The sequence below is a fragment of the Shinella sp. WSD5-1 genome (assembly GCF_963942435.1).
GTDB classification, from domain to species: domain Bacteria; phylum Pseudomonadota; class Alphaproteobacteria; order Rhizobiales; family Rhizobiaceae; genus Shinella; species Shinella yambaruensis.
The window spans coordinates 3165275-3188011 of the sequence record NZ_OZ012596.1 but is presented as its reverse complement, the minus strand read 5'-3'; the positions used below and the strand labels follow the sequence as shown (position 1 = coordinate 3188011).

Genomic DNA, 22737 nt, shown 5'->3' with positions numbered 1-22737 from the left:
TGGAATGATTTCATGCTGGGCGGCATCCTGGTTGCGTCAACACAGGAGACGACGCCATGAGCAAGACACTGATCCTTCTCTTTCACCCCGATCTCGCCCGCTCGCGTGCCAATGCCGTGCTCGCCGCCTCGGCCCTGCGGCTGCCGGATGTCGAGCTCATCGACCTGTACGCGCTCTACCCGGACGGCAGGATCGATGCCGGCGAGGAGGCGGCCCGGCTGCTTTCGGCCGATCGCATCGTGCTGCAATTCCCGATCCAGTGGTATTCCACGCCGCCGCTCCTCAAGGCCTGGCAGGATGCGGTGCTCACCCGCATGGTCTATATCCACGACGAGGCGGAGGGCCGCCTGCTGGCGGGCAAGCCGCTGCTCGTCGCGGCGACGGCGGGCAATGTGCCGGAAGCCTATGCCCCCGGTGGCGCCAACCGGTTCACCATGGCGGAGCTGCTGCGCCCGCTGGAGGCGACCGCCCATCGCTGCGGCTTGCCGTGGCAGCCGCCCTTCCTCGTCTACCGGGCGGACACGCGCGACGAGCTCTCGCTGTTTTCCGCCGGCCGGGACTATGCCGCCCCGCTCGAAGCCTGGCGTAAGGCGGGCGAGCCGGAGGACGATCCGCGCCGCTATCTCGTCGAGGCCTGGGGGTGAGCCTTGGCGGCGATCGCTCCTGCATCGCCCGAAAAGCCGCGGCGCGGCGGTGGGCGGGGCTGGCCGCGCGGCTCCATGTCCCGCAAGCCGTGCCGTTCATAGCCGGGCAGAATTTGGGGTCCGGCATGCTGCGGGCGCTGCATCCCTTCAACGGCGGGCCGATGCTCGCCGTCGCGCTGGTCGTCCTCGCGAAGGCGGAGCGGCGGCCGGACGGGGGGCTGTCCCTCCGGGCGATTTCGGAGCGGCGGCCTTGACGGCGGCGGCGGGTCGGGTATGCCCTTGTCCGACCTCCTTAAGAATCAGGATTCGCGATGTCCTTCAGCCTCACTCCGGCGGCCGTCTGGCCGATCGTGCTGCTCTGCCTCTCCAACGTCTTCATGACCTTCGCCTGGTACGGGCACCTGAAGTTCAAGTCCGCACCGCTCCTCGTCGCGGTTCTGGCCAGCTGGGGCATCGCCTTCTTCGAATATTGTCTGGCGGTGCCGGCCAACCGCATCGGCCACGAGGTCTATTCGGCGGCCCAGCTCAAGACGATCCAGGAGGTGATCACCCTTGTCGTCTTCGCCGGCTTCTCGGTCTTCTGGCTGAAGGAGAGCCTGACCTGGAACCACGCCATCGGCTTCCTGCTGATCGCAGCCGGCGCGACGTTTGTGTTCAAGGGATAGGGCTCCTAAAATAGTCGCATTCCGGCGTAAGCATGGGACGGATCGGATGAGGCTTGCGTGACCACGACCTTTACGACCATGGCGTCGATACGTTTCGGCTACGGCCGAAGGCCAGGCGAGGCGGCGCCGGAGAGCGTCGATGCGCTCCTGCGCCAGGTGGAGCGCGGGACCCGCGAGACCTGCCTCTTTCCCCACGAGGGCATCGAGGGACGGCGCGCGCGCTTTTCCGCCTACCGCGAGCTCAACGTCGCCTACAAGGCGGCGCGCGACAAGGACATGCTGATGACCGTCGGCATGCGTCCCATCAATCCCTACAACATCGCGCTCGTCAACAGCATGCAGCGCGACCGGCACCTGAAGGTCCGCCAGGCCGCCTTTTCGCCCAACGGTTTCTACGAGCGGCTCGTCGCCTTCTGGTGCGATCATTTCACTGTCGATGTGCGCAAGGGCGGCGTCATGCGGCTTCTGGCGCCGATGCATGAGGCGGAGGCCATCCGCCCGCATCTTGCCGGCTCCTTCTCCGATCTCCTGAAGGCAGCCGTGCTGCATCCAGCGATGCTCGCCTATCTCGACCAGACCGCCTCCATCGGACCGAATTCTCCGCAGGGGGTGGAATCCGGCCGCGGTCTCAACGAGAACCTCGCACGCGAGCTCATCGAGTTGCACACGATGGGCGCGGGCAGCGGTTACAGCCAGGAGGACGTGCGCTCGGCCGCCTATGTGCTGACGGGGCTGTGGTGGTATCGGGCACCGGTCTACGAGACGGTCTTCCGCCGGCGTTCGGCCGAGCCGGGCGTCTACCGGGTGCTCGGCAAGGACTACGGCGGCAAGCGGCGGGAGATCGAGCAGATTTATGCATTGCTCGACGACCTTGCTGCACGCAAGGAGACCCGCCGCCACATCTGCCGCAAGCTCGTCGTGCACTTCCTGGCCGACGACCCGCCGGAGCCGGTGGTGGAGGCGATGGTGGCGGCGTGGAAGCGCAGCGACGGGCGATTGCTCGATGTCTACCGGGCAATGCTGGAGCATCCGCGGAGCTGGGAAGAGGAGGGGCGCAAAGCGCGCCAGCCGTTCGACTTCGTTGTCGCTGCGCTTCGGGCGCTGGACGTGCCGGCGAAGACGCTCGAGCCGGTCTATGGCGCGAAGAAGGCCGACCGGCCGGCGGCCGATATCGCTGTGCTCGAGGATGTGACGATGATGACGGCCGACGGCAGGCCGGCGCTGAGGGCCAATTGGCTCTCTGCCGGGACCGTCGAGCGGTTCGGGCAGCCGATCTGGTCGGCGCCGAGCCCGGCAGGCTGGGAGGAGGGGCTTTCCGCCTGGATCACTGCCAGCCAGCTCACCGAGCGCATCGCCTGGGCGCGACGGCTCGTGGCACGCTTCGGCGGCGAGATCGATCCGCGCGTCTTTCTGGAAGCGACGATGGGGGATGCCGCACGGGCGGATACGATCGAGACCGTCTCGCGGGCGCCGAACCGCGCGGTGGGGCTGGCAATGGTGCTGGCCTCGCCGGAATTCAACCGGCGTTAGGAGCAAGGCATGGCACGCGAGATCAACCGCCGAGCCTTCCTGTCCGGGGCCTGCTGCGTGGCGGCCTCGCCGCTTGTCACGCCTGTCAGCTTCGCGGCCATGCCCGGCGACAACCGGCTGGTGACGATCGTGCTGCGCGGGGCGATGGACGGGCTGGCGCTGGTGCAGCCCTATGGCGATCCGGCACTGAAGGTGCTGCGGCCGAAGCTGGCGCTCGGCGCCGACATGGGGCTGCTCGATCTCGACGGCTTCTTCGGCCTGCATCCCGCCGCGGCGGACCTGATGCCGCTGTGGAAGGCGGGCGAGCTCGGCTTCGTGCATGCGATATCGACGCCCTATCGCGACGGCCGCAGCCATTTCGACGGGCAGGACATGCTGGAAAGCGGCGGCGCGGCGGTGCGCGACGAGCGCACCGGCTGGCTCAACCGCGCCATCGCCAGCATTCCGCGCTCCGCCGGCCGCCGGGCGATCGACGTCACCACGACGGCCGAGCTGATCCTTTCGGGCAGCAATCCGGTCGATGTCTGGTCGACACTCGCCGACCTTGCGCTCGCCGAGGACGAGCAGGCCTTCTTTGTCCAGCTCTATCGCAACGATCTGCTCTTCGCCGCCGCAATGCGCGAGGCGACGGCGACGGACATGCTGTCGGACACGGTCCATGGCACGGAAGACAAGCGCGCCACGGGCATTGCCTCCGTCGCGAAGCTGACGGCGGGCATGCTTGCGGCCGACCACCGGATCGCCAGCTTCTCCATTACGGGCTGGGACACCCATCTCAGCCAGACGCGTACCTTTCTGCGGCCGGTCGAGGATCTTGCCGTGGCCATCACAACGCTGAAGGCGAACCTGTCGCCGGCGGTCTGGCGCAAGACGGCGATCCTGGCGATCACCGAATTCGGGCGCACGGCGCGGGAGAACGGTTCGCAAGGCACCGACCACGGTACGGGCGGCCTTGCCGTCCTGGCGGGCGGTGCCGTGGCGGGGGGCAAGGTCTACCGCGACTGGCCGTCGCTTTCGGACAGTGACCTGCTCGACGGGCGCGACCTTCGCCCGACCACGGACCTGCGCCAGCTGGCGGCGGCCATGCTGCGCCAGCAGTTCGGCATTTCGGCGCGGGACCTCGAAACCGCGGTCTTCCCCGGGCTGAGCTTCGACAGGCACGCGGCCTATCTGCGCGGCTGACCCTATTCCAGCATGTCGAAGGCGCGGAAGATCCAGCTCAGCTGGTAGACGATGCCGAGGCCGACAAAGGCGGCGTGGAAGCGGCGGCTGGCCGTTGCGGCGGCAAGAAGGCAGAGCGCGATGAAGGCGACGTTGCGGATCGGATATTCATAGCCGAAGGAGCCGAAATAGGCCTTTCCCTTCAGTGCCGTATCAAGGAGATCGACCGCGAAGACGAGGGCGAAGGCGCCGAAGAACCATTTGCGGCGCGAGTAGAAATAGTCCTCGTAGCCGGCATAGTCGTCGAGCGTCGTGGGAAACAGCAGCACGGCGAGCAGGAAGAACAGGCAGCAATAGCTGATCAGGAAGAGATAGACGCCGAAGCCGATCGTCGTCAGCGCCTGCAGGCGGAACTCCCACCACCAGAAATGCAGGAGGAACAGGAGGAGGAAGCCGGCCCAGGCGAGGTGGACGGGATAGGGCTTCAGCTTGCCCGGATGCTGGATGAAGAGCGCGACGCCCGTCAGCAGGCGCGCAAGGCTGAGGCTCACCACCATGCCGATGACGACGCGCACATGGCTGAAGATGGCGGGATCGGGGGCGGTGTGCTCCATGGCGGGCCTCCCGGCCGCTATTCGACCGGAACGGGGGTCGGATGGCCGTCCTTGTCGAGCGCGACCATGACGAAGGTGGCGCCCGTGACCTTTTCCAGCGTGGTGGTGAGATAGCGCTGTGCCCAGGCCTCGACCGACAGCGTGATCGAGGTGCGGCCGACGCGCACGATATCCGTATAGATGCTGAGCGTGTCGCCGATCTTCACCGGCAGGTCGAAGGCCATTTCCTTGACCGCGGCGGTGACGACGCGGCCCTGCGCGCGCTCGGCGGCGCGGATGCCCGAGGCAAGGTCCATCTGCGCCATGACCCAGCCGCCGAAAATATCGCCCGCGGCATTGGCATCGCCCGGCATGGCAAGCGTGCGAAGGGTGAGTTGTCCATTGGGCCTGCTGGTGTCGGTCATGCGCATCCTCTTCCTGGCTGATACCGGTCTAACGGAATGCGCGCGATGGCGGAAGAGGGCAAGTCGCGGCCGGCCGAAACCCGACGATCGGTATTTTCGAGTATTTTCAAACTCTAAAAATTGATGATCGCAATTTTAGGCGATTTTAAAGGGTTTCCCGGACTTTCGGAAAGGTTGGAGTGCCGCGTCCATTGAGGAGAGCCCGGTGAAGAATCTCAGAATATCCATGCGCCTGTCATTGCTCGTCGGTCTTGCCTTGACCATCGTCGTCGCGGCGCTCGTCTACAGCCTTTATCATTACCAGGAAGCGATGGTGGCCGAGCGCAAGTCGAAGCTGGCGGCGATGGACGAGAGCATGCTGACGCTCTTCCAGCACTATCACGCGCTCGAGACCGCCGGCACGCTGACCCGCGAAGAGGCGCAGACGCGGGCGAAGGACGCGGTGCGGGCGCTGCGCTACGAGGACAGCGGCTACTTCTGGATCAACGACATGAACGCCGTGATCGTCATGCATCCGATCAAGCCGGAGCTCGACGGCACGGACCAGTCCGGCATGGCCGACCCGACCGGCAAGAAGATCTTCATCGAATTCGTGAAAGCCGTGAAGGGAAGCCCGACCGGCCAGGATTTCGTCGACTATCTGTGGCCGAAGCCGGGCTTCGAGCAGCCGGTGCTGAAATATTCGCATGTCGCGGGCTTTGCCCCGTGGGGCTGGATCGTCGGCACGGGCGTCTATGCGGACGACCTTTCCGCCATGTTCCGCCGCAACGCCATCGAAACGGCGGTCATCCTCGCCCTCGGGGGCCTCGCCATCATCCTCGCCGCCTACGGCATCGTGAAGAGCGTGACCGGTCCTGTCTCGCGCCTGAAGGCCTCGATGCAGGCGATCGCCGATGAGGATGTGTCCGGTGACGTGCCGGAAACGGACCGCAAGGACGAGATCGGCGAGATGGCCAAGGTCGTTTCGATCCTGCGCCAGTCGGTTGCCGAGCGCGCCGAGCTTCGTCTTCGCGAGGGCGAGCAGCAGGTTCGCCTCGAGGAGGAGCGCAGCGAGGGCGAGCGCCGCCAGCAGGCCGTGAGCCAGGGCCAGGCGGACGCCATGAACACGGTCGGCCAGGCACTGGAGCGCCTTGCCAATGGCGACCTGACGGTCTCGATCCAGGCGATCGCGCCGGAATATGCCAAGCTGCGCGACGACTTCAACCGTGCCGTCGATGCGCTCTCCAGCGTCATCAACGCCATTGCCCGCTCCACCGACATCGTGCACGGCAGCGCCGGCGGCATCGCGGAGGCGGCCAACAACCTGTCGCACCGCACGGAGCAGCAGGCGGCCTCGCTGGAGGAGACCGCCGCCGCGCTCGACGAGATCACCGCGACGGTGCGCAACGCCTCCGACCGCGCCGCCGAGGCGAGCCGCATGGTGGCCGAGACCAAGCAGTCGACCGGCCGCTCCGGCACGATCGTTCGCGATGCGGTCGCCGCGATGAGCCGCATCGAGGACGCGTCCAGCCGCATCAGCCAGATCATCGGCGTCATCGACGAGATCGCCTTCCAGACCAACCTTCTCGCCCTCAATGCCGGCGTCGAGGCGGCGCGGGCAGGGGAGGCCGGCCGGGGCTTTGCGGTCGTGGCGCAGGAGGTGCGCGAGCTTGCCCAGCGCTCGGCCAACGCGGCCAAGGAGATCAAGGGGCTGATCAGCAATTCGGCGGCCGAGGTCGGCACCGGCGTGGCGCTGGTGCGCTCGACGGGCGATGCGCTGACCGAGATCGAGGCGCTGGTCAACAAGGTGAACGACCAGGTGAACTCCATCGCCACCGCCGCGCGCGAGCAGGCGACCGGCCTTGCCGAGGTGAACACGGCCGTCAACCAGATGGACCAGATGACCCAGCAAAACGCCGCCATGGTGGAGGAAACCAACGCGGCCGGCCAGACGCTGACCCAGGAAAGCGAGCAGCTGAAGACCCTGCTCGGCAATTTCCGGCTGAACGCAGCCGGAGCGGCGGACCACCGGCGCCGCGCGGCATAACGCAAAAGACGATCTCCGGACACGCTTGCCCCGGTGCCCAAGGCGCCGGGGTTTTTCGTTGGGGCGTGCGCAATTGTAGTGGGGAGGTCAGCCGGAAGGCCTGTGTCTCCCCCATAAGGCAATGTTGTCCTGTGTAGTAGCACCCCCCTCTGCCCTGCCGGGCATCTCCCCCTCAAGGGGGGAGATTGGCAAGAGGCGAGGGCAAAGTTCAACCAGCGACGTTTGAAATGGGCGAGACGGCTCTCCGTCCAATCTCCCCCCTTGAGGGGGAGATGCCCGGCAGGGCAGAGGGGGGTGCCACGGAGCAAGCTCATGCCCATCAATCTCGCGGGGCGCCTGGGAACGGTTCCTTTACCCTGTTGCGCGAAAATCCTCTGGAAATGCAGGACGATCGCTTTTCGCGTCCGGTTTCGGGCCTGTCCCGTCCGAATGCGGACAAAAGCGGCCTGCACCATGACCAGACAACAATGTGCGCAACCGGGACCCGCGGGACGCGGGGCAGGGCTGGCGGAAGTGACAATGGGTATTGCGTTTGTTTCTCGTCTGCGCCGACCGCTCGGGCTGTTCCTCGTCCCGGCGATGCTGGCCGCCTGTTCCGGGGGGATGACCCCGCCCGACGACATCGTCGGCGCCATCCGGCCGTCGGAGGAGGTTTCGCAGCGCCCCGCCGCCGATATCGGCGATACGGGTGGGGATCTCGCGGATTACCCGGTCGAGGCTGATACGGCGATGGCCGCGCCTGCACAGAAGAAGCGCCTGCCGATGATCGACAGCGACGAGGCGATGGGCATCACGGAGCCCGTCCAGGCCTCTTCCGGCGTGCTGACCGTGCCGGAAGGCGGCGTCAACATGGATGCGGAGCTCGGTGTCGGGCGCGTCGAAGGGCTGGCGGAGGCGCAGGCGGGCGAGATCGCGGAGGGCAACGCCACCCAGGTCGTCGTCGGCGGCATCGGCTCGGAGACGCCGCAGCAGGTCGGCCAGCCGGCGACGATCCCGATGTCGGAGGCCGGCGTCGAGCTTGGCGAGGCGCCGGACGGCGGCGGCTATCTCCAGGTGCCGGACAAGGCGACGACCCGCCGCCGGCAGGCGAGCGGAGGCGAGCAGGTCGCCTTCCTGCCGCGCCTCAACAACCCGATGCAGATGCCGGAGACCATGGGCGGCATGCCGGCCTCGGAAAAGGCCTGTCGCCAGCGCCTGGCAAAGCTCGGCGTCAAGTTCCGCGACGTGCCGCGCATTTCCCGCGGGCGCTCCTGCGGCATCGCCTGGCCGATCGAGCTGTCCGGCCTTTCCGGCGGCATCCAGATCAAGCCGGCCGCACAGGTCAACTGCCAGATCACCGAGGCCTTCGCGCGCTGGGTGAAGCACGAGCTGGTTCCCTCCAGCCGCGCGCGCTACCTCTCGGGCGTCTCGGCCATCCACCAGATGTCCTCCTATTCCTGCCGCACCATGAACTCGCAGCGCGGCGCCGCCATGTCGGAGCACGCCAAGGGCAACGCCATAGACGTCGGCAAGATCGTGCTGAAGAACGGCAAGGCGATCGCCATCGAGAAGAAGGGCTTCTTCGCCTTCCGCGAGAAGGGACTGCTGAAGTCGGTGCGCAGCGACAGCTGCAAGTACTTCTCCACCGTGCTAGGCCCCGGCAGCGACCGCTATCACAAGGACCACTTCCACTTCGACCTCAGGGTGCGCAAGTCCGGCTACAGGCATTGCAGCCTGTAGCTGCCTGATCCCGGGACAAAAAAAGACCGGCGGGGCCGCCGGTCGAAAAGGGGTGGCAGCGCGTAGGGTGCGGCTGCCTGGAACGTCACATTCCATCACCGGCGCCGGCGCGGACCGGCGAAGATGCAAGGCGGGCTTCCGCGGAGGAAGCGGGCGGATGGGAACCGCCGATCGCTCCCTCAGGGTCGGGAGCAAGGCCGCTGCGCGCAGGGCAATGGAAACGCCTGGAGAGCGGGGTGCAAGGGCGTTCCGGGCGGCCTCGCGTGAGACAATGGTTGAAATGGGTCACGGTTTGATGACAGTGCGGCTTTCGCAAATGCGAAATTCCCGCGAGTCGCCGCCGTCCTGGCGGATCCCCTGGAGCCTGCCATGCCGTCCGTCGCCGATCTTGCCCTCTTCGCGCTCGCGCTCGTCGCGGCGGGTGTCGTGTCCGGCCTGCTCGCCGGCATCTTCGGCATCGGCGGTGGGGCGATCCTCGTGCCGGTCTTCTACCAGGTGTTCGGCTATCTCGACGTGCCGGAGGCGGTGCGCATGCACCTGTCCATCGGCACCTCCATCGCCATCATCGTGCCGACCTCGATCCGCTCCTTCACCGCGCACCGGCTGCGCGGCGCGGTCGACACGGACCTCCTGAAGAGCTGGCTCGTCGCGCTGCCCTTCGGCGCCATCCTCGCCTCGGTCATCGCGGCGGTGATCTCCAGCGTCGGCCTCCGCCTCGTCTTCGTCGCCATCGCGCTGCTGGTCGCGCTGCGCATGCTGTTCAACCGCGATACCTGGCGGGTCGGCAACGAATTGCCGACGGGCATCGGCAACCAGGTGGCGGGCGTCGTCATCGGCACGCTTTCCGGCCTGATGGGCATCGGCGGCGGGGTGCTGAACAACACCTACATGACCTCCTTCGGCCGGCCGATCCACCAGGCGGTGGCGACCTCCTCCGGCGTCGGCGTGCTGATCTCCATCCCCGGCATCGTCGGCTATATCTGGGCCGGCTGGGGCGAACCGGGCCTGCCGCCGTTCTCCACCGGCTTCATCAACTGGGTCGCCGTCGCGCTCATCGTGCCGATCGCGCTCATCGTCACGCCATGGGGCGTGCGGCTGGCGCATTCGATGAGCAAGCGGCAGCTCGAGATCGGCTTCGGCATCTTCCTCATCCTCGTCTCGCTGCGCTTTCTCGCCAGCATCTACGGCTGAGCGACTTTTTTGCGCCCTCAGGGTGAAAATCGGCGAAGGGCACGCCATATAGGGTGTCCTTCCGCATGAAATCCCTCTCTTCGGACCTCCCATGGCGCCCATCGTTTCCATTCGCAATCTCACCAAGAGCTACGCATCGGGGTTCCAGGCGCTCAAGGGCGTCGATCTCGACATCGAGGAGGGCGAGATCCTCGCGCTGCTCGGACCGAACGGTGCCGGCAAGACGACGATGATCTCGATCATCTGCGGCATCGTCACGCCGAGCGGCGGCTCGGTGACGGTGGCCGGCAGCGACATCCTCACCGACTATCGCAAGACCCGCGCGATCATCGGCCTCGTGCCGCAGGAGCTGACGCTCGACGCCTTCGAGACGGTGTGGAACACGGTCGCCTTCTCGCGCGGCCTGCACGGCTGTCCGCCGAACCCGGCGCTGATCGAGCGCATCCTGCGCGACCTCTCGCTCTACGACAAGAAGGACACGATGCTGCGCCACCTTTCCGGCGGCATGCGGCGGCGCGTGCTGATCGCCAAGGCGCTGTCCTACGAGCCGAAGGTGCTGTTCCTCGACGAGCCGACGGCGGGCGTCGACGTTTCGCTGCGCAAGGACATGTGGCAGCTCGTCGAGCGCCTGCGCGCCTCCGGCGTCACCATCATCCTGACGACGCACTATATCGAGGAGGCCGAGGAGATCGCCGACCGGATCGGCGTCATCAACCACGGGCAGATCCTGCTGGTCGAGGACAAGAAGGCGCTGATGGCGAAGCTCGGCCGCAAGCAGATGACCGTGGAACTGGCCGAGCCGCTCACGGCGGTGCCCGATGCGCTGTCGTCCTATGGGGTGACGCTGGCCGAGGGCGGCGGACAGCTCGTCTACGAGTTCGATGCCTCCGGCGAGCGCACCGGCATTTCCTCGCTCCTTTCCGCGCTGTCGCAGGCGGGGCTTCGGGTCAGGGACATCTCCACCGAGCAGAGTTCGCTGGAAGACATTTTCGTGGAACTGGTGGGAGAGGGCCGATGAACATCGAGGCGATCAAGTCCATCTACGCATTCGAGATGGCGCGCACGCGCCGCACGCTGCTGCAGAGCATCGTGTCGCCCGTCATCACCACCTCGCTCTACTTCATCGTCTTCGGCGCGGCGATCGGCTCGCGCATGCAGGAAATCCAGGGCGTTTCCTACGGTGCCTTCATCGCGCCCGGCCTCATCATGCTGACGCTGCTCAACCAGTGCATCGGCAACGGCTCCTTCGGCATCTACTTCCCGAAGTTCACCGGCACGATCTACGAGATCCTGTCCTCGCCGATCTCGACGCTCGAGATCGTCATCGGCTATGTCGGCGCGGCGGCGACCAAGGGGCTGATCGTCGGCACGATCATCCTCGTCACCGCCTCGCTCTTCGTCGACATCTCGATCAGGCATCCGTTCATGATGGTGCTGTTCTTCGTGCTGACGGCCGTCAGCTTCAGCCTGTTCGGCTTCATGATCGGCATCTGGGCGAAGGACTTCGAGCAGCTCAACCTCTTCCCGATGCTGATCATCCCGCCGCTGGTCTTCCTCGGCGGCAGCTTCTATTCGATCGACATGCTGCCGCCCTTCTGGCAGGCGGTGAGCCACTTCAATCCGGTGCTTTACCTCGTCTCCGGCTTCCGCTGGAGCTTCTACGAGATCGCCGACGTGAGCCCCGTCGTCAGCCTCGTGACGGTGCTCGGCTTCCTGGCGGTGTGCCTGACGATCACGGCCTGGATCTTCAAGACGGGCTACAAGCTGAAGAACTAGTCCTTCAGCCGCAGTTCGTCGCGCGTGATCTCGATCGAGCCGAGCGTTTCGAGGAAGCTCATGCCGAGCAGGCTCTGTTCCAGCCGGCCCTGTTCCGTGACCATGCCGCGGATGGCGCCGCGCAGGATGGGGCCGATCGCGACCTGGCGCAGCGTGACGGGCGCGGCTAGCGCCCGGCCGTTGGCGGTGGAGACGTCGATGGAGAAGACGAGGTTGTCCGGGTTGATGCCGAGGCGCATGGCGTCCTCGTAGGACAGCACGACGGAGCTGGCGCCGGTATCGACCAGCATGCGCAGCGGCGTGCCGTCGATCGTCACGTCGGCCTCGTAATGGCCGGAGACGCCCTTGTGGATGACGAGGATCTGCTCGCCGTCGGCGCCCGTCGTCACCACCGCGCGGCCGGGGATGAGGCCGGCGGTGAGCCGGTTGCCGACCTCCTGCAGGTCGAAGCGGTAGAGGTAGCCGGCGGCGAGCGCGAGCATGATCAGGAGCCAGATGCCGGCCTGGCGTATGCTTTCGCCCCATTGCCGGCGCCCGGCCAGAACACCCGCCGCCATCATCGTGGCAAGCGCCGACAGCGTGACGAGGCGGCCGAAATCGTTGTTGTCCATGCCCATCGTGCGGCCGTTGTCATGGTTGAGGATCAGGGCGCCGAGGCCGACGGCGAGGATGCCGAGAAGGACGTAGAGCCTCATGCTTCGTCGCGCTCCCGGGCCATGCGGGCGCGGCGGGTCTCGCGCCGCGGCTTGCGCTCGACGGTGGCGAGGCGGGCCGGCAGCTCGGCCATGATGGCGCGGCGCTCATCGGACGAATAGAGCGTCCAGGCGCCGATTTCATCGCGCGTGCGGCCGCAACCGAAGCAGTAGCCGGTCACCATGTCGATCGAACAGACGAGGATGCAGGGCGATTCCATCGCGGCTCCCGAAAATTGTCCTTCCTATATCGGCAGGTCAGAGCGCCAAGGCAAGGGCGAAGAGCACTGACATTTCCGCGAGCTGCTGCGTGGCGCCGATCGTATCGCCCGTATGCCCGCCGATCTTGCCGAGGGCGGCGCGGTTGAAGGCGATGACGGCGGCGACGGCGAGGACGAGCGCCAGCCCGAGGGAGAGCACGCCGCCGTGCGGCAAGAGGAGGGCGGCGGCAAGGAGGATGCCGCTTGCAAGCGCGACGGTCGTCGCGCCGCCGTCCGGCTCGCCGACCGAGGCGGCGACGCCGCCCTGCCGGGCGGGCGGCAGCAGCGACCAGTGCCAGACCATGGCGGTGCGGCTGGCCGCGGCGACGGCAAGCAGCGCCATGCCGAGGCCGGACGGGGGGAGGGTGGTGGCAAGGGCGGCGATGGCCGCGGCGCGCAGCCCGAAGGAGAGGATCAGCGCGACGGCGCCATAGGAGCCGATGCGGCTGTCCTTCATGATGGCGAGCGCGCTCTCGCGGTCCCGCCCGCCGCCGATGCCGTCGGCGCTGTCGGAAAGCCCGTCCTCGTGCAGCGCGCCCGTGACGAGGACCTGGGCGGCGAGCGTGGCGAAGGCGATGAGCAGCGGCGGCGCATGGAGGGCCGAGAGGAGGGCGGCAAGGGCGGCGACAGGCAGCACGATCAGGATACCGGCCAGCGGGAAGGCGCGCACGGCGCGCGACAGCCGCCCGTCATGGCCGATGAAGTGGCGCTGCGGCACCGGCACGCGCGAGAGGAAGGCGACCGAGCGGGCGGTGTCGTCGATGTAGTCCTGAATGGCCAAGTGAGTCCCCGTTAATGGAAAGGGGGTGCCGTACGGATGGATCCTCGGGTCAAGCCCGAGGATGACGGAGGAGGGGGGCGGTCGGCGACAAAAGCGATGCCGCGACCGCTGTAAGGCCGCTTCGGACGCTTGTGTGCTCCCGGACCGCTTGCGGACGCCTGGACCGCGCTCACCTCTGCCGCCAGCCTGCCCGTTCCTGCCCATGCCTGCACAAGTCTCCGGACCGTCCTGGCCCTTCCTCTCCTCCGTCATCCTCGGGCTTGACCCGAGGATCCACCCGCACGGCACGCCGCCAGACGTCCCATCCGCAAAACGCGGCGCCGGCCGCCGCAAATGCGGTTGTCGGATTCGCGCCCTGCCTCTATTAGGAGACACCAAACACCCGCCTTTGAAAGCCGAAACTTAAGGAATTCCCCAAGATGAGTGCCAGCGGCCTGCCGTTCGATGATTTTCGTGAATTGCTGCGCAACCTGCCCGGTCCCGATTCGGCCGCGCTGGTGGCGGCGCGCGAACGCGACAGGCAGCTCACCAAGCCGCCGGGCGCGCTCGGCCGGCTGGAGGAGATCGCCTTCTGGCTCGCCGCCTGGACCGGCCGTCCGCCGGCCGTGACGCGCCCGCTGGTCGCCATCTTCGCCGGCAATCACGGCGTCACCCAGCAGGGCATCACGCCCTATCCGTCCTCCGTCACCGCGCAGATGGTGGAGAATTTCGCGGCCGGCGGCGCGGCGATCAACCAGATCTGCGTGACGCACGATCTCGGCCTCAAGGTCTTCGACCTCGCGCTCGACTACCCGACCGCCGACATCACGGAGGAGGCGGCGCTCTCCGAGCGCGACTGCGCCGCCACCATGGCCTTCGGCATGGAGGCCGTCGCCGGCGGCACGGACCTCCTGTGCATCGGCGAGATGGGCATCGGCAACACGACGATCGCCGCGGCGATCAACCTGGCGCTCTATGGCGGCACGGCGGAGGAATGGGTCGGGCCCGGCACCGGCTCGGAAGGCGCGGTGCTGGAGCGCAAGGTGGCGGCGGTGAAGAAGGCCGTCGACTTGCACCGCGCGCATCTTTCCGACCCGCTCGAAGTGCTGCGCCGCCTCGGCGGCCGGGAGATCGCCGCCATGGCCGGCGCGATCCTCGCCGCCCGCATGCAGAAGATCCCCGTCATCCTCGACGGCTATGTGGCGACGGCGGCCGGCGCGATCCTGCGCGCGGCCAATCCGGCGGCGCTCGACCATTGCCTGATCGGCCATGTCTCGGCCGAGCCGGGGCACCTGAAGTCGATCGAGAAGCTCGGCAAGACGCCGCTGCTGGCGCTCGGCATGCGGCTCGGCGAGGGCACCGGCGCGGCGCTTGCCGCCGGCATCGTCAAGGCGGCGGCCGCCTGCCATTCGGGCATGGCGACCTTCGTTCAGGCGGGCGTCAGCAACCGGACGTAACGGGCGGCCGGCAAAAAGCCTCAATGGCAGGATTGAGACCTCGAGGCACGCCCGTCACACGGGCGTGTTTCATGAGAGCGGCGACAACGGGATTGCGGGAATGGGTCAGGCACCAATCGAGAAGAAGACGGGCATCAGCCACCTGTTCGCGGCCGCGACCTATTCGGCGGCCGGCGCGCGGCGGCTGCTCGGTGAATCCGCCTTCCGCCACGAGCTGATCGCCTTCGGCGTCGCCATGGTGCTGTTCACCGTGGTCGGCGCCTCGTTCTTCCAGTACGTTGCCATGGCGATCCTCTTCCTCCTGATGATCGCCTTCGAGGCGCTCAACACGGCGATCGAGGAGATCGTCGACCGCGTCTCGCCGGAAATCTCGGAGATGGGCAAGCACTCGAAGGACCTCGGCTCCTTCGCCGTCTTCTGCCTGATCACCGCCAATGCCGTCTATGCCGGCTATGTGGTGGTGTCGCAGTTCATCTGAGCGGTTTCGGGCAGGCTCAAGGCTCCCCGGGTCGAGCCCGAGGATGACGAAAGAAGATAGGGGTGGCTGTCCATGACGGCGCTTCCCCATGCCGCACCGGTTCCATGATCGCACAGCCTATCGTCCCCGCTGTCATCCTCGGGCTCGACCCGAGGATCTGCGAGCCGCATCGCTGCGATCGTCTCAGGCAAAACTCTTCTTGCGCGGGGCGACGGCCTGGGTCTCGGTGACGGCGGGCAGGCTCTGCAGCACGCGCTTGGCCGGCAGGATGGCGATGGCCTCGGTGCCCTCGCGCAGCCTGGATTTCAGGATGAACTCGCCATTGTGCTTGGCGAGGATCGCCTGGACGATCGGCAGGCCGAGGCCGGTGCCCTGTTCGGCGCTCTTGATGGCGATGGAGCCCTGGCCGAAGGCGGAGAGCACGACGGGGATCTCCTCCTCCGGGATGCCGGGGCCGTTGTCCTTGATCGAGATGTACTGGCCGCCGCCGGCAGTCCAGCCCGCCTTGACGAGGATCTCGCCGCCCTGGGGCGTGAACTTCACGGCATTCGATAAGAGGTTCAGGATGACCTGGCGCAGGGCCTTCTCGTCCGCCCAGACGGCCGGCATGTCGCCTTCGACCTGCTCGGAAATGGTGATGTTCTTCGCCCGGGCGCGCAGCTGCACCATGCCGATGCAGTCCTCGGCGATATCGACGAGATGCACGCTGTCCTCCGACAGGTCGTATTTGCCGGCCTCGATGCGCGAGAGGTCGAGGATCTCGTTGATGAGGTTGAGCAGGTGCTGGCCGGAGCGGTGGATGTCGGAGGTGTATTCCTTGTAGACCGGGTTGCTGAGCGGCCCGAGCACCTCGGTCGACATGACCTCGGAGAAGCCGAGGATGGCGTTCAGCGGCGTGCGCAGCTCATGCGACATGGAGGCGAGGAAGCGGGATTTGGCAAGGTTCGCCTCTTCGGCGCGCCGGCGCGCCTCGTCCGACATGGACTTGGCCACTTCCAGCTCGGCGATCAGGTCGTCCTTCTCCGATTGCGAGGAAAGCAGCTGCGCGCTGGTGTGGCGCAGGCGGTTCGTCATGAAGATGAGGAAGATCAGCGCGGCGGAGATGATCGCCGCCATGCCGAAGGTCGCGGGGTCGGGGCGCAGCAGGGCCGAGACGGAGAGCGCGACGACCGTCGGCAGGAAGGCATAGAGCACCGCATGGCGCAGCATCAAGGTGCTGATGGCGGTGACGGCCAGCGCCACGAGCAGGGCCGAGCCCTTGTAGAAATCGAAGGTGACCTCGCCGCACGGGCCGCAGGTCTGCAGGGAGAAGGCGGCCCAGGTGAGGCCCATGGCGACCTGGGCGGCGAGGAAGACGCGCTGCCAGCGGCGGGTGTTGTCGGCGGTGATCTCCTGCGCGCGCGCCCTGCGGGCGACGATCATGCCGAGCGCATGCACGCTGAGGGCCAGGATCCCCCAGGCGACGAGGCCGACTTCCTGCGTGAGGTAGACGCCGACGGCGGCGATCAGCATGACCACGACGGGAATGGCGAGCGCGCTCTGGGCGGCGGAGGCGACGTGCAGCTGCAGCATCTCGCGCTCGAAGCCGGGCGCGATGCCCGTGGCGGTCTGCAGGCGTTCCCGGGTCGCGCGGACGGTGCGCGAAACAGCCTTGTTTCTATGGCTGCGCGACTTGTCGACGATGATCTTGTCGGTCGATGTACTGACGCCGGTACTCATCACGATTGCAACTGTTGCGGACGGCGTTGAATTCTAGGGGGGAATCCTTAAGAAGATGCTGCCGCGCATAAACCATTTGCGAACCATTCCGGCATTTTCCGGAACAGCCCGCCGGCAGCGCGCCACCATCGTGACGTAACGGCATGACGCCGGGGTATTTGCGCCTTTCTCCGAATCGCGAAAACACCCTATCTCTTTCATTTTACGCGGTTCCGGAGGCTGGCTGCCCGCGCGCGCCTTTGCCGGAACCGCCCTTCGCGAGGAACGGAATTCCATGGGGCTTACCAGGCGGGCGCGCGATGTCGGCGTGGCGATGGCGATCCTGGCGCTGACGGCGCTGATCGTGGTGCGCGTCGGCGGCGGTGGCGGCGAGACCTTCACCGGCGCGGCGCGGGCGGCGGACGGCGACACGCTGACGCTCGACGGCCACCGCATCCGGCTCGTCGGCATGGACTCGCCCGAGCTGACGCAGACCTGCCGGCGCGACGGCGCGGACTGGCGCTGCGGCGCCGCCGCGCGCTCGCGCCTTGCCGAGCTGCTGCGCGAAGGACCGATCACCTGCCGGACGCAGGGCACGGACAAATACGACCGCTGGCTGGCGCGCTGCGAGAACACGGCGGGCGATCTCGGCGCGCGCATGGTGCGCGAGGGGCTCGCGGTCGCCTATGGCAGCTATGAGGACGAGGAGCAGTTCGCGCGGGCGGAGCGCAAGGGCCTGTGGGGGGCGGAATTCGACATGCCGCAGCAATGGCGCAGGACGAACGGCCGGCCGCAGGAAGATGTGCACGATGCGGAGCCGGGCATCCTCGACGGGATTCTGCGCGTTTTCGGGCTTTAGGCATTCCAACCTTTTGTTTCGCCGCGCTTCCGGGCGCAAAACCGCTTCGCACCTTTGCGGGAATTGCTTTAGAACGGACGCATGATGGACGATGCGGAACCCGACGGCGCGATTGCCGCCCTTGGCGCGGCGATTACGGCCTGTCGGCTCTGTCGCGACGCGCCGGCGAAGGGGCCCCGGGACCGGCTGCCGCACGAGCCGCGGCCCGTCGCTGTCCTCTCCGATGCCGCGCGCATCCTGATCGCCGGCCAGGCGCCGGGGCTGCGGGTGCATGAAAGCGGCCTGCCGTTCAACGACGCGTCCGGCGACCGGCTGCGCGACTGGCTCGGCGTGACGCGCGAAGAATTCTACGATCCGCGGAAATTCGCCATCGTGCCGATGGGCCTCTGTTTCCCGGGCTACGACGCCCATGGCAGCGACCTGCCGCCGCGGCGCGAATGCGCGCCGCTCTGGCGCGCCCGGGCGATCGCCGCCATGCCGCAGATCGACCTGGTGCTGGCGATCGGCCAATATGCCCAGGCCTGGCATCTGGGGGCGGCGAAGGCCGCCAGCATGACGGAGACGGTGCGCGACTGGCGCCGGCACCTCCATCGCAACGCGGGGCCGGCCGTGCTGCCGCTGCCGCATCCGAGCTGGCGCAACACCGGCTGGCTGAAGCGCAATGCGTGGTTCGAGGCGGAGGTTCTGCCCGAGTTGCGAAAGCGGGTGAAAACCCTTACGGAATGAAATGCAATTCTTTCAATTTGCTGCAATCGCGGTATATGAGGGAATTAAATTTCGTAGGGGAAGTCAATGGACCGTCTGGACCGCAAAATCCTGCGCCTCTTGCAGGAAGATTCCACGCTCGCCGTGGCCGATCTCGCCAAGAAGGTGGGGCTCTCGACCACGCCCTGCTGGCGGCGCATCCAGAAGATGGAAGAGGACGGCGTGATCCGCAAGCGCGTCGCGCTGCTCGATCCGGTCAAGATCAACACCAAGGTCACGGTCTTCGTGTCGATCCGCACCAACGCCCATTCCACGGAATGGCTGAAGCGCTTTTCCGAGGTGATCGTCGAATTCCCCGAAGTGGTGGAATTCTACCGCATGAGCGGCGAGGTGGATTACCTGCTGCGCGTCGTCGTGCCCGATATCGCCGCCTATGACGCCTTCTACAAGCGCATGATCGCCCGTATCGAGATCCGCGACGTCTCCTCGGCCTTCGCGATGGAGCAGATCAAGTACACGACCGAGCTGCCGCTCGACTACATGGTCGTGGACAACCAGAAGAGCGGCGAGGAATAGGCGCTTTGCGCCGCTGCGGCCGGGCTTTCAGGAATCCGGCCGCTTGAAGGTCACGACCACCGTCTTCCAGGCGCCATAGGGCGCAAGCTTCGCCAGCCCGGCAAAGGGCGCGCAGCGCACGACCGCGCGCACCGTGCTGGCGGCGAAGGTTTTTGTCGCGGCATCGCCGCCGACCGGGCCGTCGATTGCCGGAGAGCCGTCGAGTTCGCCCGCTTCCGTCAGGGAGAATTTCACCCGGACCGCCTGCACATGGTCCGGCAGGTCCGCGGGCAGCAGCCAGCACGCGGCGATCTTGCCGTGCAGGGCGGCGGCGAGCGCCTGCCGGCCCGCGTCGTCCGCCAGCGCCGGGGCGGCAAGCGCGGCCCCGGCGGTCAGGGCGAGGAGGGCGCGGCGGAGCGCCACGTCATTTCCCCTGAAGGCGCGCGAGCAGCGAGGACGTGTCCCAGCGGTTGCCGCCCATGTCCTGCACGTCGCCGTAGAACTGGTCGATCAGCGCTGTGACGGGCAGTTTCGCGCCGTTGAGGCGGGCTTCCGAAAGCACGATGCCGAGGTCCTTGCGCATCCAGTCGATGGCGAAGCCGAAGTCGTACTTGCCGGCGATCATCGTCTTGTGGCGGTTGTCCATCTGCCAGGAGCCGGCCGCGCCCTTGGAGATGACCTCGATGACCGCCTCCATGTCGAGCCCCGCCTTCATGCCGAAATGGATGCCCTCGGCGAGCCCCTGCACGACGCCGGCGACGCAGATCTGGTTGACCATCTTGGCAAGCTGGCCGGCCCCCGCCGGACCCATCAGGCCGACCATGCGGGCATAGGCGCCGATGACCGGCCGCGCCTTGTCGAACGTGTCCTTCTCGCCGCCGCACATGACCGTCAGGACGCCGTTTTCCGCGCCGGCCTGGCCGCCGGAGACGGGCGCGTCGACGAAGGCGAAGCCCTTTTCGCGGGCCGCGGCGTCGAGCTCGCGCGCGACTTCGGCGGAGGCGGTGGTGTTGTCGATGAGGATGGCACCGGGCTTCATGCCGTCGAAGACGCCGCCCTCGGCGATGGTGACGGAGCGCAGGTCGTCGTCATTGCCGACGCAGGTGAAGACGAAATCGGCACCCTCGGCGGCTTCCGCCGGGGTACGGAAGGCCTTGCCGCCGAATTCGGCGGCCCATTTCTCCGCCTTGGCGAAGGTGCGGTTGTAGACCGCGACCTCATGGCCGCCCTTGACCTTGAGGTGCCCCGCCATGGGATAGCCCATGACGCCGAGACCGATGAATGCAACCTTTGCCATGCTGTAACCTCCTGCAATCCTTGGCAGGAGGTGTAGCGGATCAACGGTTTTTGGGAAAGTGCTTCTCGTCGGATGCGGTGGGTGCGCCGGTGGATCCTCGGGTCGAGCCCGAGGATGACGGAGGGAGGGTGATGCTGCTCGGGCTCGACCCGAGGATCGGTCGTCATCCGCAAACGGCCGCGTCAGCCGCGGTATTTCGCCAGCACGAGATGGCCGGGGATGGGCTCGCCTTCTTCGAGGCGCACCGTGATGTCGGTGATCTCGACGATGTCGAAGCCGGTCTCCTCTAAGCGCTGGCGGACATAGGCGGCGGCATGGGCAAAACGCTGGTGCGGGCCGACCATGAAGGGGCGGCCGGCGAAGGTCTCGTCGGGCAGGGTCTCGGAGGAGAAGATGAAATGGCCGCCGGGCACGAGGTTTTCGGCCGCGCCGAAGAACAGCGGTTCGAGCGCGCCGAGATAGGGCAGCACGTCCGTCGCGGTGATGAGGTCGAAGGGCTCGTCGTCGTTGTCGTCGAGGAAATCGACGGCCTCGGCGACATAGAGCGTCTCGTAGAGATCCTTGTCGTGCGCGATCTCGACCATGTTCTCCGAGAGGTCGATGCCGGTGATGTCCTCCGCCATGTCGCGCAGCGCGCCGCCGGTCAGCCCCGTGCCGCAGCCGAGGTCGAGCACGCGCTTGAACGGACCCATCCCCAGCGCCTGGAAGCGCTGGCGCACGGTGAGCGGCACGCAATAACCGAGCTGGTCGACGAGCACGTTGTCGAAGACCTCGGCATGCTGGTCGAAGAGCGTGGTGACATAGGCGTCGGGCGCCTTTTCCGGCGTATCGCCGCGGCCCATCGCGGCAAGGCGTACGGCGGCGCCGCCATGGTCTTCCGGATCGAGCGCCAGAACCTCGGCATAGGCCTTGGCGGCGGCATCGAAATCGCCGGATTTTTCCAGCGAAAGGGCGCGGTTGTAGGCTTCCGCGAGCGCGTCTTCGTCGATCTTCTTCATGGAGGCGTCTCTTACGGCCCGGGCAGGGCTTTGGCAATGGCGCCTTTCGGGCGCAAATAGGCATTTATCAATTGCTGAAAGAGGCGCATGATCTTCTTCCCAAAACCAAAAAGACCATTGGGAGGAATGACATGCCCGCCGATACGCCCCCTTTCCCGCTCTCCACCGAAACGAAACGGACCGGCAGTCCGGCGCTGCCCGCAACGCCGATGGAGACGATCAACACGATGGTGCACTACTATCGCGGCGAGCTCGGGCGCATGGCCGGCTGGCGCGACCGCATCGACCGCACCTCGAACTGGGCGATCACGGTGGTGGCGGCGCTGTTGTCGGTCTCGCTCTCGACGCCGACCTCCCACCATGGCGTGCTGCTCTTCGCGATGCTGCTGGTCTCGCTGCTCCTGATGATCGAGGCGCGGCGCTACCGGTTCTTCGACGTCTACCGGGCGCGGGTGCGCCAGCTCGAGCGCTTCTATTTCGCCGAGATCCTTAATCCGCGCGCCGCGCTGGACCTCGACTGGGCCGCGCCGATCGCCAAGAGCCTGCGCAAGCCGGAATTCCTGATCAGCTACCGCGATGCGGCCTGCCGGCGGCTGCGGCGCAACTACTGTTGGCTCTACCTCATCCTGCTGCTCGCCTGGGCGCTGAAGATCTCGTCCTCGATGATGCAGCGGCCGGCGACGGCGGGCAAGGACATGACGCTCGCCTTCGAGCACGTGGTCGCCAATGCGGCGCTCGGGCCGGTGCCCGGCGGCGTGGTGATCGCCCTCGTGCTGCTGTTCTATGTCGCCATCCTCTACTTCTCGCTCAAGGTGGACATGTCCGACAGCGAGCTGGCGCACGGGTCCGTGCACGTCTGATCATGGCTGCGCCTCAGTTGAGAATGAACTCGCCCTTCAGCGCACGCCATTCCGTCGCCGAGATCAGCCGGCGGTGGACGTAGCGCACCGAGTGCAACGGCCCGTCCAGCTTCTCCTGCCAGAATTTCAGGAAGCTCTTCATCTCCGGGAACTCCGGGGCGAGATCGTAGTGCTGCCAGATATAGGTCTGCAGGAGCTGCGGATGATCCGGCATGCGGTAGAGGATCTGGGCCGTGGTCATGCCGTAGCCCTTGAGCTGCATTGCCATGTCGTTCGTCATAGCGACCTCATCGCGTGATGAATGATGGTCCCTATGATTGAGCGCCTGCAGGGTTAATGAAAGGTTTAAATTTGGCCCAAGGCGGGAATATTTCTTTGAAATCAGCGT

General features: G+C 66.8%; 26 protein-coding genes. 16 read left to right on the top strand and 10 right to left on the bottom strand.

All coding sequences use genetic code 11. From position 1 onward, the window contains the following. Positions 1 to 56: 56 nt before the first annotated feature. Genes AABQ55_RS15745 through AABQ55_RS15725 form a run of 5 tightly spaced genes read left to right on the top strand, consistent with a single transcriptional unit; the run spans position 57 to position 4021 of the window. Complete coding sequence (locus tag AABQ55_RS15745) at positions 57 to 644, top strand: NAD(P)H-dependent oxidoreductase (protein ID WP_272805667.1); 588 nt, start codon at positions 57 to 59, stop codon at positions 642 to 644. Further along, entirely contained in the window at positions 641 to 898 is a 258-nt protein-coding gene (locus AABQ55_RS15740) for a hypothetical protein (RefSeq protein ID WP_272805666.1), read from the top strand. Before AABQ55_RS15745 ends, AABQ55_RS15740 begins: the two co-directional genes overlap by 4 nt. Before the next feature lie 57 nt (positions 899 to 955). Continuing rightward, the gene (locus AABQ55_RS15735) at positions 956 to 1309 is read left to right on the top strand and encodes a DMT family protein (protein WP_272805665.1); all 354 of its coding nucleotides are present in this window, start codon (positions 956 to 958) and stop codon (positions 1307 to 1309) included. Positions 1310 to 1366: 57 nt separating this feature from the next. Beyond that, positions 1367 to 2839 carry a DUF1800 domain-containing protein gene (locus tag AABQ55_RS15730; RefSeq protein WP_272805664.1) on the top strand — a complete coding sequence of 491 codons (1473 nt, stop codon included), beginning with the start codon at positions 1367 to 1369 and terminating at the stop codon, positions 2837 to 2839. A 9-nt stretch (positions 2840 to 2848) separates the two neighbouring features. After that, a complete protein-coding gene (locus AABQ55_RS15725; RefSeq protein WP_272805663.1) occupies positions 2849 to 4021 on the top strand; it encodes a DUF1501 domain-containing protein in 1173 nt (390 codons plus the stop codon). A 2-nt stretch (positions 4022 to 4023) separates the two neighbouring features. On the opposite strand, the gene AABQ55_RS15720 is transcribed toward AABQ55_RS15725, so the two are convergent. Further along, positions 4024 to 4614 (bottom strand): hypothetical protein, encoded by a 591-nt coding sequence (locus AABQ55_RS15720; protein WP_272805662.1) that lies wholly within the window; start codon positions 4612 to 4614, stop codon positions 4024 to 4026. Positions 4615 to 4631: 17 nt separating this feature from the next. Next, positions 4632 to 5018: an acyl-CoA thioesterase gene (locus AABQ55_RS15715; protein ID WP_244769603.1), complete on the bottom strand. Its 387-nt coding sequence runs from the start codon at positions 5016 to 5018 to the stop codon at positions 4632 to 4634. A gap of 205 nt (positions 5019 to 5223) precedes the next feature. Here AABQ55_RS15715 and AABQ55_RS15710 point away from each other — a divergent pair, with 205 nt between their 5' ends. The 5 genes from AABQ55_RS15710 to AABQ55_RS15690 all read left to right on the top strand — a co-directional run bounded on the left by AABQ55_RS15710 (position 5224) and on the right by AABQ55_RS15690 (position 11730). Then, a complete protein-coding gene (locus tag AABQ55_RS15710; RefSeq protein WP_272805661.1) occupies positions 5224 to 7044 on the top strand; it encodes a methyl-accepting chemotaxis protein in 1821 nt (606 codons plus the stop codon). A 525-nt stretch (positions 7045 to 7569) separates the two neighbouring features. After that, entirely contained in the window at positions 7570 to 8763 is a 1194-nt protein-coding gene (locus tag AABQ55_RS15705) for an extensin-like domain-containing protein (protein WP_272807475.1), read from the top strand. 369 nt (positions 8764 to 9132) lie between these two features. After that, a complete protein-coding gene (locus AABQ55_RS15700; RefSeq protein WP_272805660.1) occupies positions 9133 to 9954 on the top strand; it encodes a sulfite exporter TauE/SafE family protein in 822 nt (273 codons plus the stop codon). Positions 9955 to 10045: 91 nt separating this feature from the next. Beyond that, positions 10046 to 10972 (top strand): ABC transporter ATP-binding protein, encoded by a 927-nt coding sequence (locus AABQ55_RS15695; protein ID WP_244769606.1) that lies wholly within the window; start codon positions 10046 to 10048, stop codon positions 10970 to 10972. After that, positions 10969 to 11730: an ABC transporter permease gene (locus AABQ55_RS15690; RefSeq protein ID WP_244769607.1), complete on the top strand. Its 762-nt coding sequence runs from the start codon at positions 10969 to 10971 to the stop codon at positions 11728 to 11730. The genes AABQ55_RS15695 and AABQ55_RS15690 overlap by 4 nt, the downstream gene beginning before the upstream one ends. Here AABQ55_RS15690 and AABQ55_RS15685 read toward each other — a convergent pair. From AABQ55_RS15685 to AABQ55_RS15675, 3 genes are read right to left on the bottom strand one after another with little or no spacing between them, the layout of a single operon-like run. Beyond that, a complete protein-coding gene (locus AABQ55_RS15685; RefSeq protein WP_244769608.1) occupies positions 11727 to 12425 on the bottom strand; it encodes a retropepsin-like aspartic protease family protein in 699 nt (232 codons plus the stop codon). The genes AABQ55_RS15690 and AABQ55_RS15685 overlap by 4 nt on opposite strands. After that, positions 12422 to 12643 (bottom strand): DUF1289 domain-containing protein, encoded by a 222-nt coding sequence (locus AABQ55_RS15680; RefSeq protein WP_244769609.1) that lies wholly within the window; start codon positions 12641 to 12643, stop codon positions 12422 to 12424. Before AABQ55_RS15680 ends, AABQ55_RS15685 begins: the two co-directional genes overlap by 4 nt. Positions 12644 to 12680: 37 nt before the next feature. Next, entirely contained in the window at positions 12681 to 13463 is a 783-nt protein-coding gene (locus AABQ55_RS15675; protein WP_272805659.1) for an adenosylcobinamide-GDP ribazoletransferase, read from the bottom strand. Between the two features lie 419 nt (positions 13464 to 13882). On the opposite strand from AABQ55_RS15675, the gene cobT reads away from it, so the two are divergent. Both cobT and AABQ55_RS15665 read left to right on the top strand, forming a co-directional pair. Further along, positions 13883 to 14899, top strand: a complete 1017-nt coding sequence (gene cobT / locus AABQ55_RS15670; protein WP_244769611.1) for a nicotinate-nucleotide--dimethylbenzimidazole phosphoribosyltransferase — start codon at positions 13883 to 13885, stop codon at positions 14897 to 14899. Between the two features lie 100 nt (positions 14900 to 14999). Further along, positions 15000 to 15377: a diacylglycerol kinase gene (locus AABQ55_RS15665; RefSeq protein WP_244769612.1), complete on the top strand. Its 378-nt coding sequence runs from the start codon at positions 15000 to 15002 to the stop codon at positions 15375 to 15377. 183 nt (positions 15378 to 15560) lie between these two features. Here the strand turns inward: AABQ55_RS15665 and AABQ55_RS15660 are convergent, their stop codons facing one another. After that, positions 15561 to 17096, bottom strand: a complete 1536-nt coding sequence (locus AABQ55_RS15660) for a sensor histidine kinase (protein ID WP_244769613.1) — start codon at positions 17094 to 17096, stop codon at positions 15561 to 15563. A 274-nt stretch (positions 17097 to 17370) separates the two neighbouring features. Here AABQ55_RS15660 and AABQ55_RS15655 point away from each other — a divergent pair, with 274 nt between their 5' ends. The 3 genes from AABQ55_RS15655 (at position 17371) to AABQ55_RS15645 (ending at position 19215) form a co-directional block, all read left to right on the top strand. Then, complete coding sequence (locus AABQ55_RS15655) at positions 17371 to 17934, top strand: thermonuclease family protein (protein WP_272805658.1); 564 nt, start codon at positions 17371 to 17373, stop codon at positions 17932 to 17934. Positions 17935 to 18015: 81 nt separating this feature from the next. Continuing rightward, positions 18016 to 18660, top strand: coding sequence for a uracil-DNA glycosylase family protein (locus tag AABQ55_RS15650; RefSeq protein WP_272805657.1), 645 nt, complete (start codon positions 18016 to 18018; stop codon positions 18658 to 18660). Between the two features lie 66 nt (positions 18661 to 18726). After that, complete coding sequence (locus tag AABQ55_RS15645; protein ID WP_064329937.1) at positions 18727 to 19215, top strand: Lrp/AsnC family transcriptional regulator; 489 nt, start codon at positions 18727 to 18729, stop codon at positions 19213 to 19215. 27 nt (positions 19216 to 19242) lie between these two features. Here AABQ55_RS15645 and AABQ55_RS15640 read toward each other — a convergent pair whose 3' ends face one another. From AABQ55_RS15640 to AABQ55_RS15630, 3 genes are all read right to left on the bottom strand, one after another. Then, positions 19243 to 19617, bottom strand: coding sequence for a hypothetical protein (locus AABQ55_RS15640; protein ID WP_272805656.1), 375 nt, complete (start codon positions 19615 to 19617; stop codon positions 19243 to 19245). A 1-nt stretch (position 19618) separates the two neighbouring features. Next, positions 19619 to 20509, bottom strand: a complete 891-nt coding sequence (locus AABQ55_RS15635; RefSeq protein WP_272807474.1) for an NAD(P)-dependent oxidoreductase — start codon at positions 20507 to 20509, stop codon at positions 19619 to 19621. Between the two features lie 164 nt (positions 20510 to 20673). Then, entirely contained in the window at positions 20674 to 21489 is an 816-nt protein-coding gene (locus tag AABQ55_RS15630; protein ID WP_272805655.1) for a class I SAM-dependent DNA methyltransferase, read from the bottom strand. Positions 21490 to 21620: 131 nt separating this feature from the next. Here AABQ55_RS15630 and AABQ55_RS15625 point away from each other — a divergent pair, with 131 nt between their 5' ends. Continuing rightward, entirely contained in the window at positions 21621 to 22349 is a 729-nt protein-coding gene (locus tag AABQ55_RS15625; protein ID WP_398431444.1) for a DUF2270 domain-containing protein, read from the top strand. A gap of 13 nt (positions 22350 to 22362) precedes the next feature. Here AABQ55_RS15625 and AABQ55_RS15620 read toward each other — a convergent pair whose 3' ends face one another. Further along, positions 22363 to 22629, bottom strand: coding sequence for an usg protein (locus tag AABQ55_RS15620; RefSeq protein WP_244769619.1), 267 nt, complete (start codon positions 22627 to 22629; stop codon positions 22363 to 22365). Positions 22630 to 22737 lie beyond the last annotated feature (108 nt).

Coding starts and splice junctions, on each gene's coding strand:
- AABQ55_RS15725 (WP_272805663.1), top strand. CDS start 2,849: ATGGCACGCGAGATCAACCGCCGAGCCTTCCTGTCCGGGGCCTGCTGC.
- cobT (WP_244769611.1), top strand. CDS start 13,883: ATGAGTGCCAGCGGCCTGCCGTTCGATGATTTTCGTGAATTGCTGCGC.
- AABQ55_RS15715 (WP_244769603.1), bottom strand. CDS start 5,018: ATGACCGACACCAGCAGGCCCAATGGACAACTCACCCTTCGCACGCTT.
- AABQ55_RS15720 (WP_272805662.1), bottom strand. CDS start 4,614: ATGGAGCACACCGCCCCCGATCCCGCCATCTTCAGCCATGTGCGCGTC.
- AABQ55_RS15645 (WP_064329937.1), top strand. CDS start 18,727: ATGGACCGTCTGGACCGCAAAATCCTGCGCCTCTTGCAGGAAGATTCC.
- AABQ55_RS15700 (WP_272805660.1), top strand. CDS start 9,133: ATGCCGTCCGTCGCCGATCTTGCCCTCTTCGCGCTCGCGCTCGTCGCG.
- AABQ55_RS15680 (WP_244769609.1), bottom strand. CDS start 12,643: ATGGAATCGCCCTGCATCCTCGTCTGTTCGATCGACATGGTGACCGGC.
- AABQ55_RS15735 (WP_272805665.1), top strand. CDS start 956: ATGTCCTTCAGCCTCACTCCGGCGGCCGTCTGGCCGATCGTGCTGCTC.
- AABQ55_RS15630 (WP_272805655.1), bottom strand. CDS start 21,489: ATGAAGAAGATCGACGAAGACGCGCTCGCGGAAGCCTACAACCGCGCC.
- AABQ55_RS15660 (WP_244769613.1), bottom strand. CDS start 17,096: ATGAGTACCGGCGTCAGTACATCGACCGACAAGATCATCGTCGACAAG.
- AABQ55_RS15625 (WP_398431444.1), top strand. CDS start 21,621: ATGCCCGCCGATACGCCCCCTTTCCCGCTCTCCACCGAAACGAAACGG.
- AABQ55_RS15655 (WP_272805658.1), top strand. CDS start 17,371: ATGGGGCTTACCAGGCGGGCGCGCGATGTCGGCGTGGCGATGGCGATC.
- AABQ55_RS15695 (WP_244769606.1), top strand. CDS start 10,046: ATGGCGCCCATCGTTTCCATTCGCAATCTCACCAAGAGCTACGCATCG.
- AABQ55_RS15685 (WP_244769608.1), bottom strand. CDS start 12,425: ATGAGGCTCTACGTCCTTCTCGGCATCCTCGCCGTCGGCCTCGGCGCC.
- AABQ55_RS15745 (WP_272805667.1), top strand. CDS start 57: ATGAGCAAGACACTGATCCTTCTCTTTCACCCCGATCTCGCCCGCTCG.
- AABQ55_RS15665 (WP_244769612.1), top strand. CDS start 15,000: ATGGGTCAGGCACCAATCGAGAAGAAGACGGGCATCAGCCACCTGTTC.
- AABQ55_RS15650 (WP_272805657.1), top strand. CDS start 18,016: ATGATGGACGATGCGGAACCCGACGGCGCGATTGCCGCCCTTGGCGCG.
- AABQ55_RS15620 (WP_244769619.1), bottom strand. CDS start 22,629: ATGACGAACGACATGGCAATGCAGCTCAAGGGCTACGGCATGACCACG.
- AABQ55_RS15690 (WP_244769607.1), top strand. CDS start 10,969: ATGAACATCGAGGCGATCAAGTCCATCTACGCATTCGAGATGGCGCGC.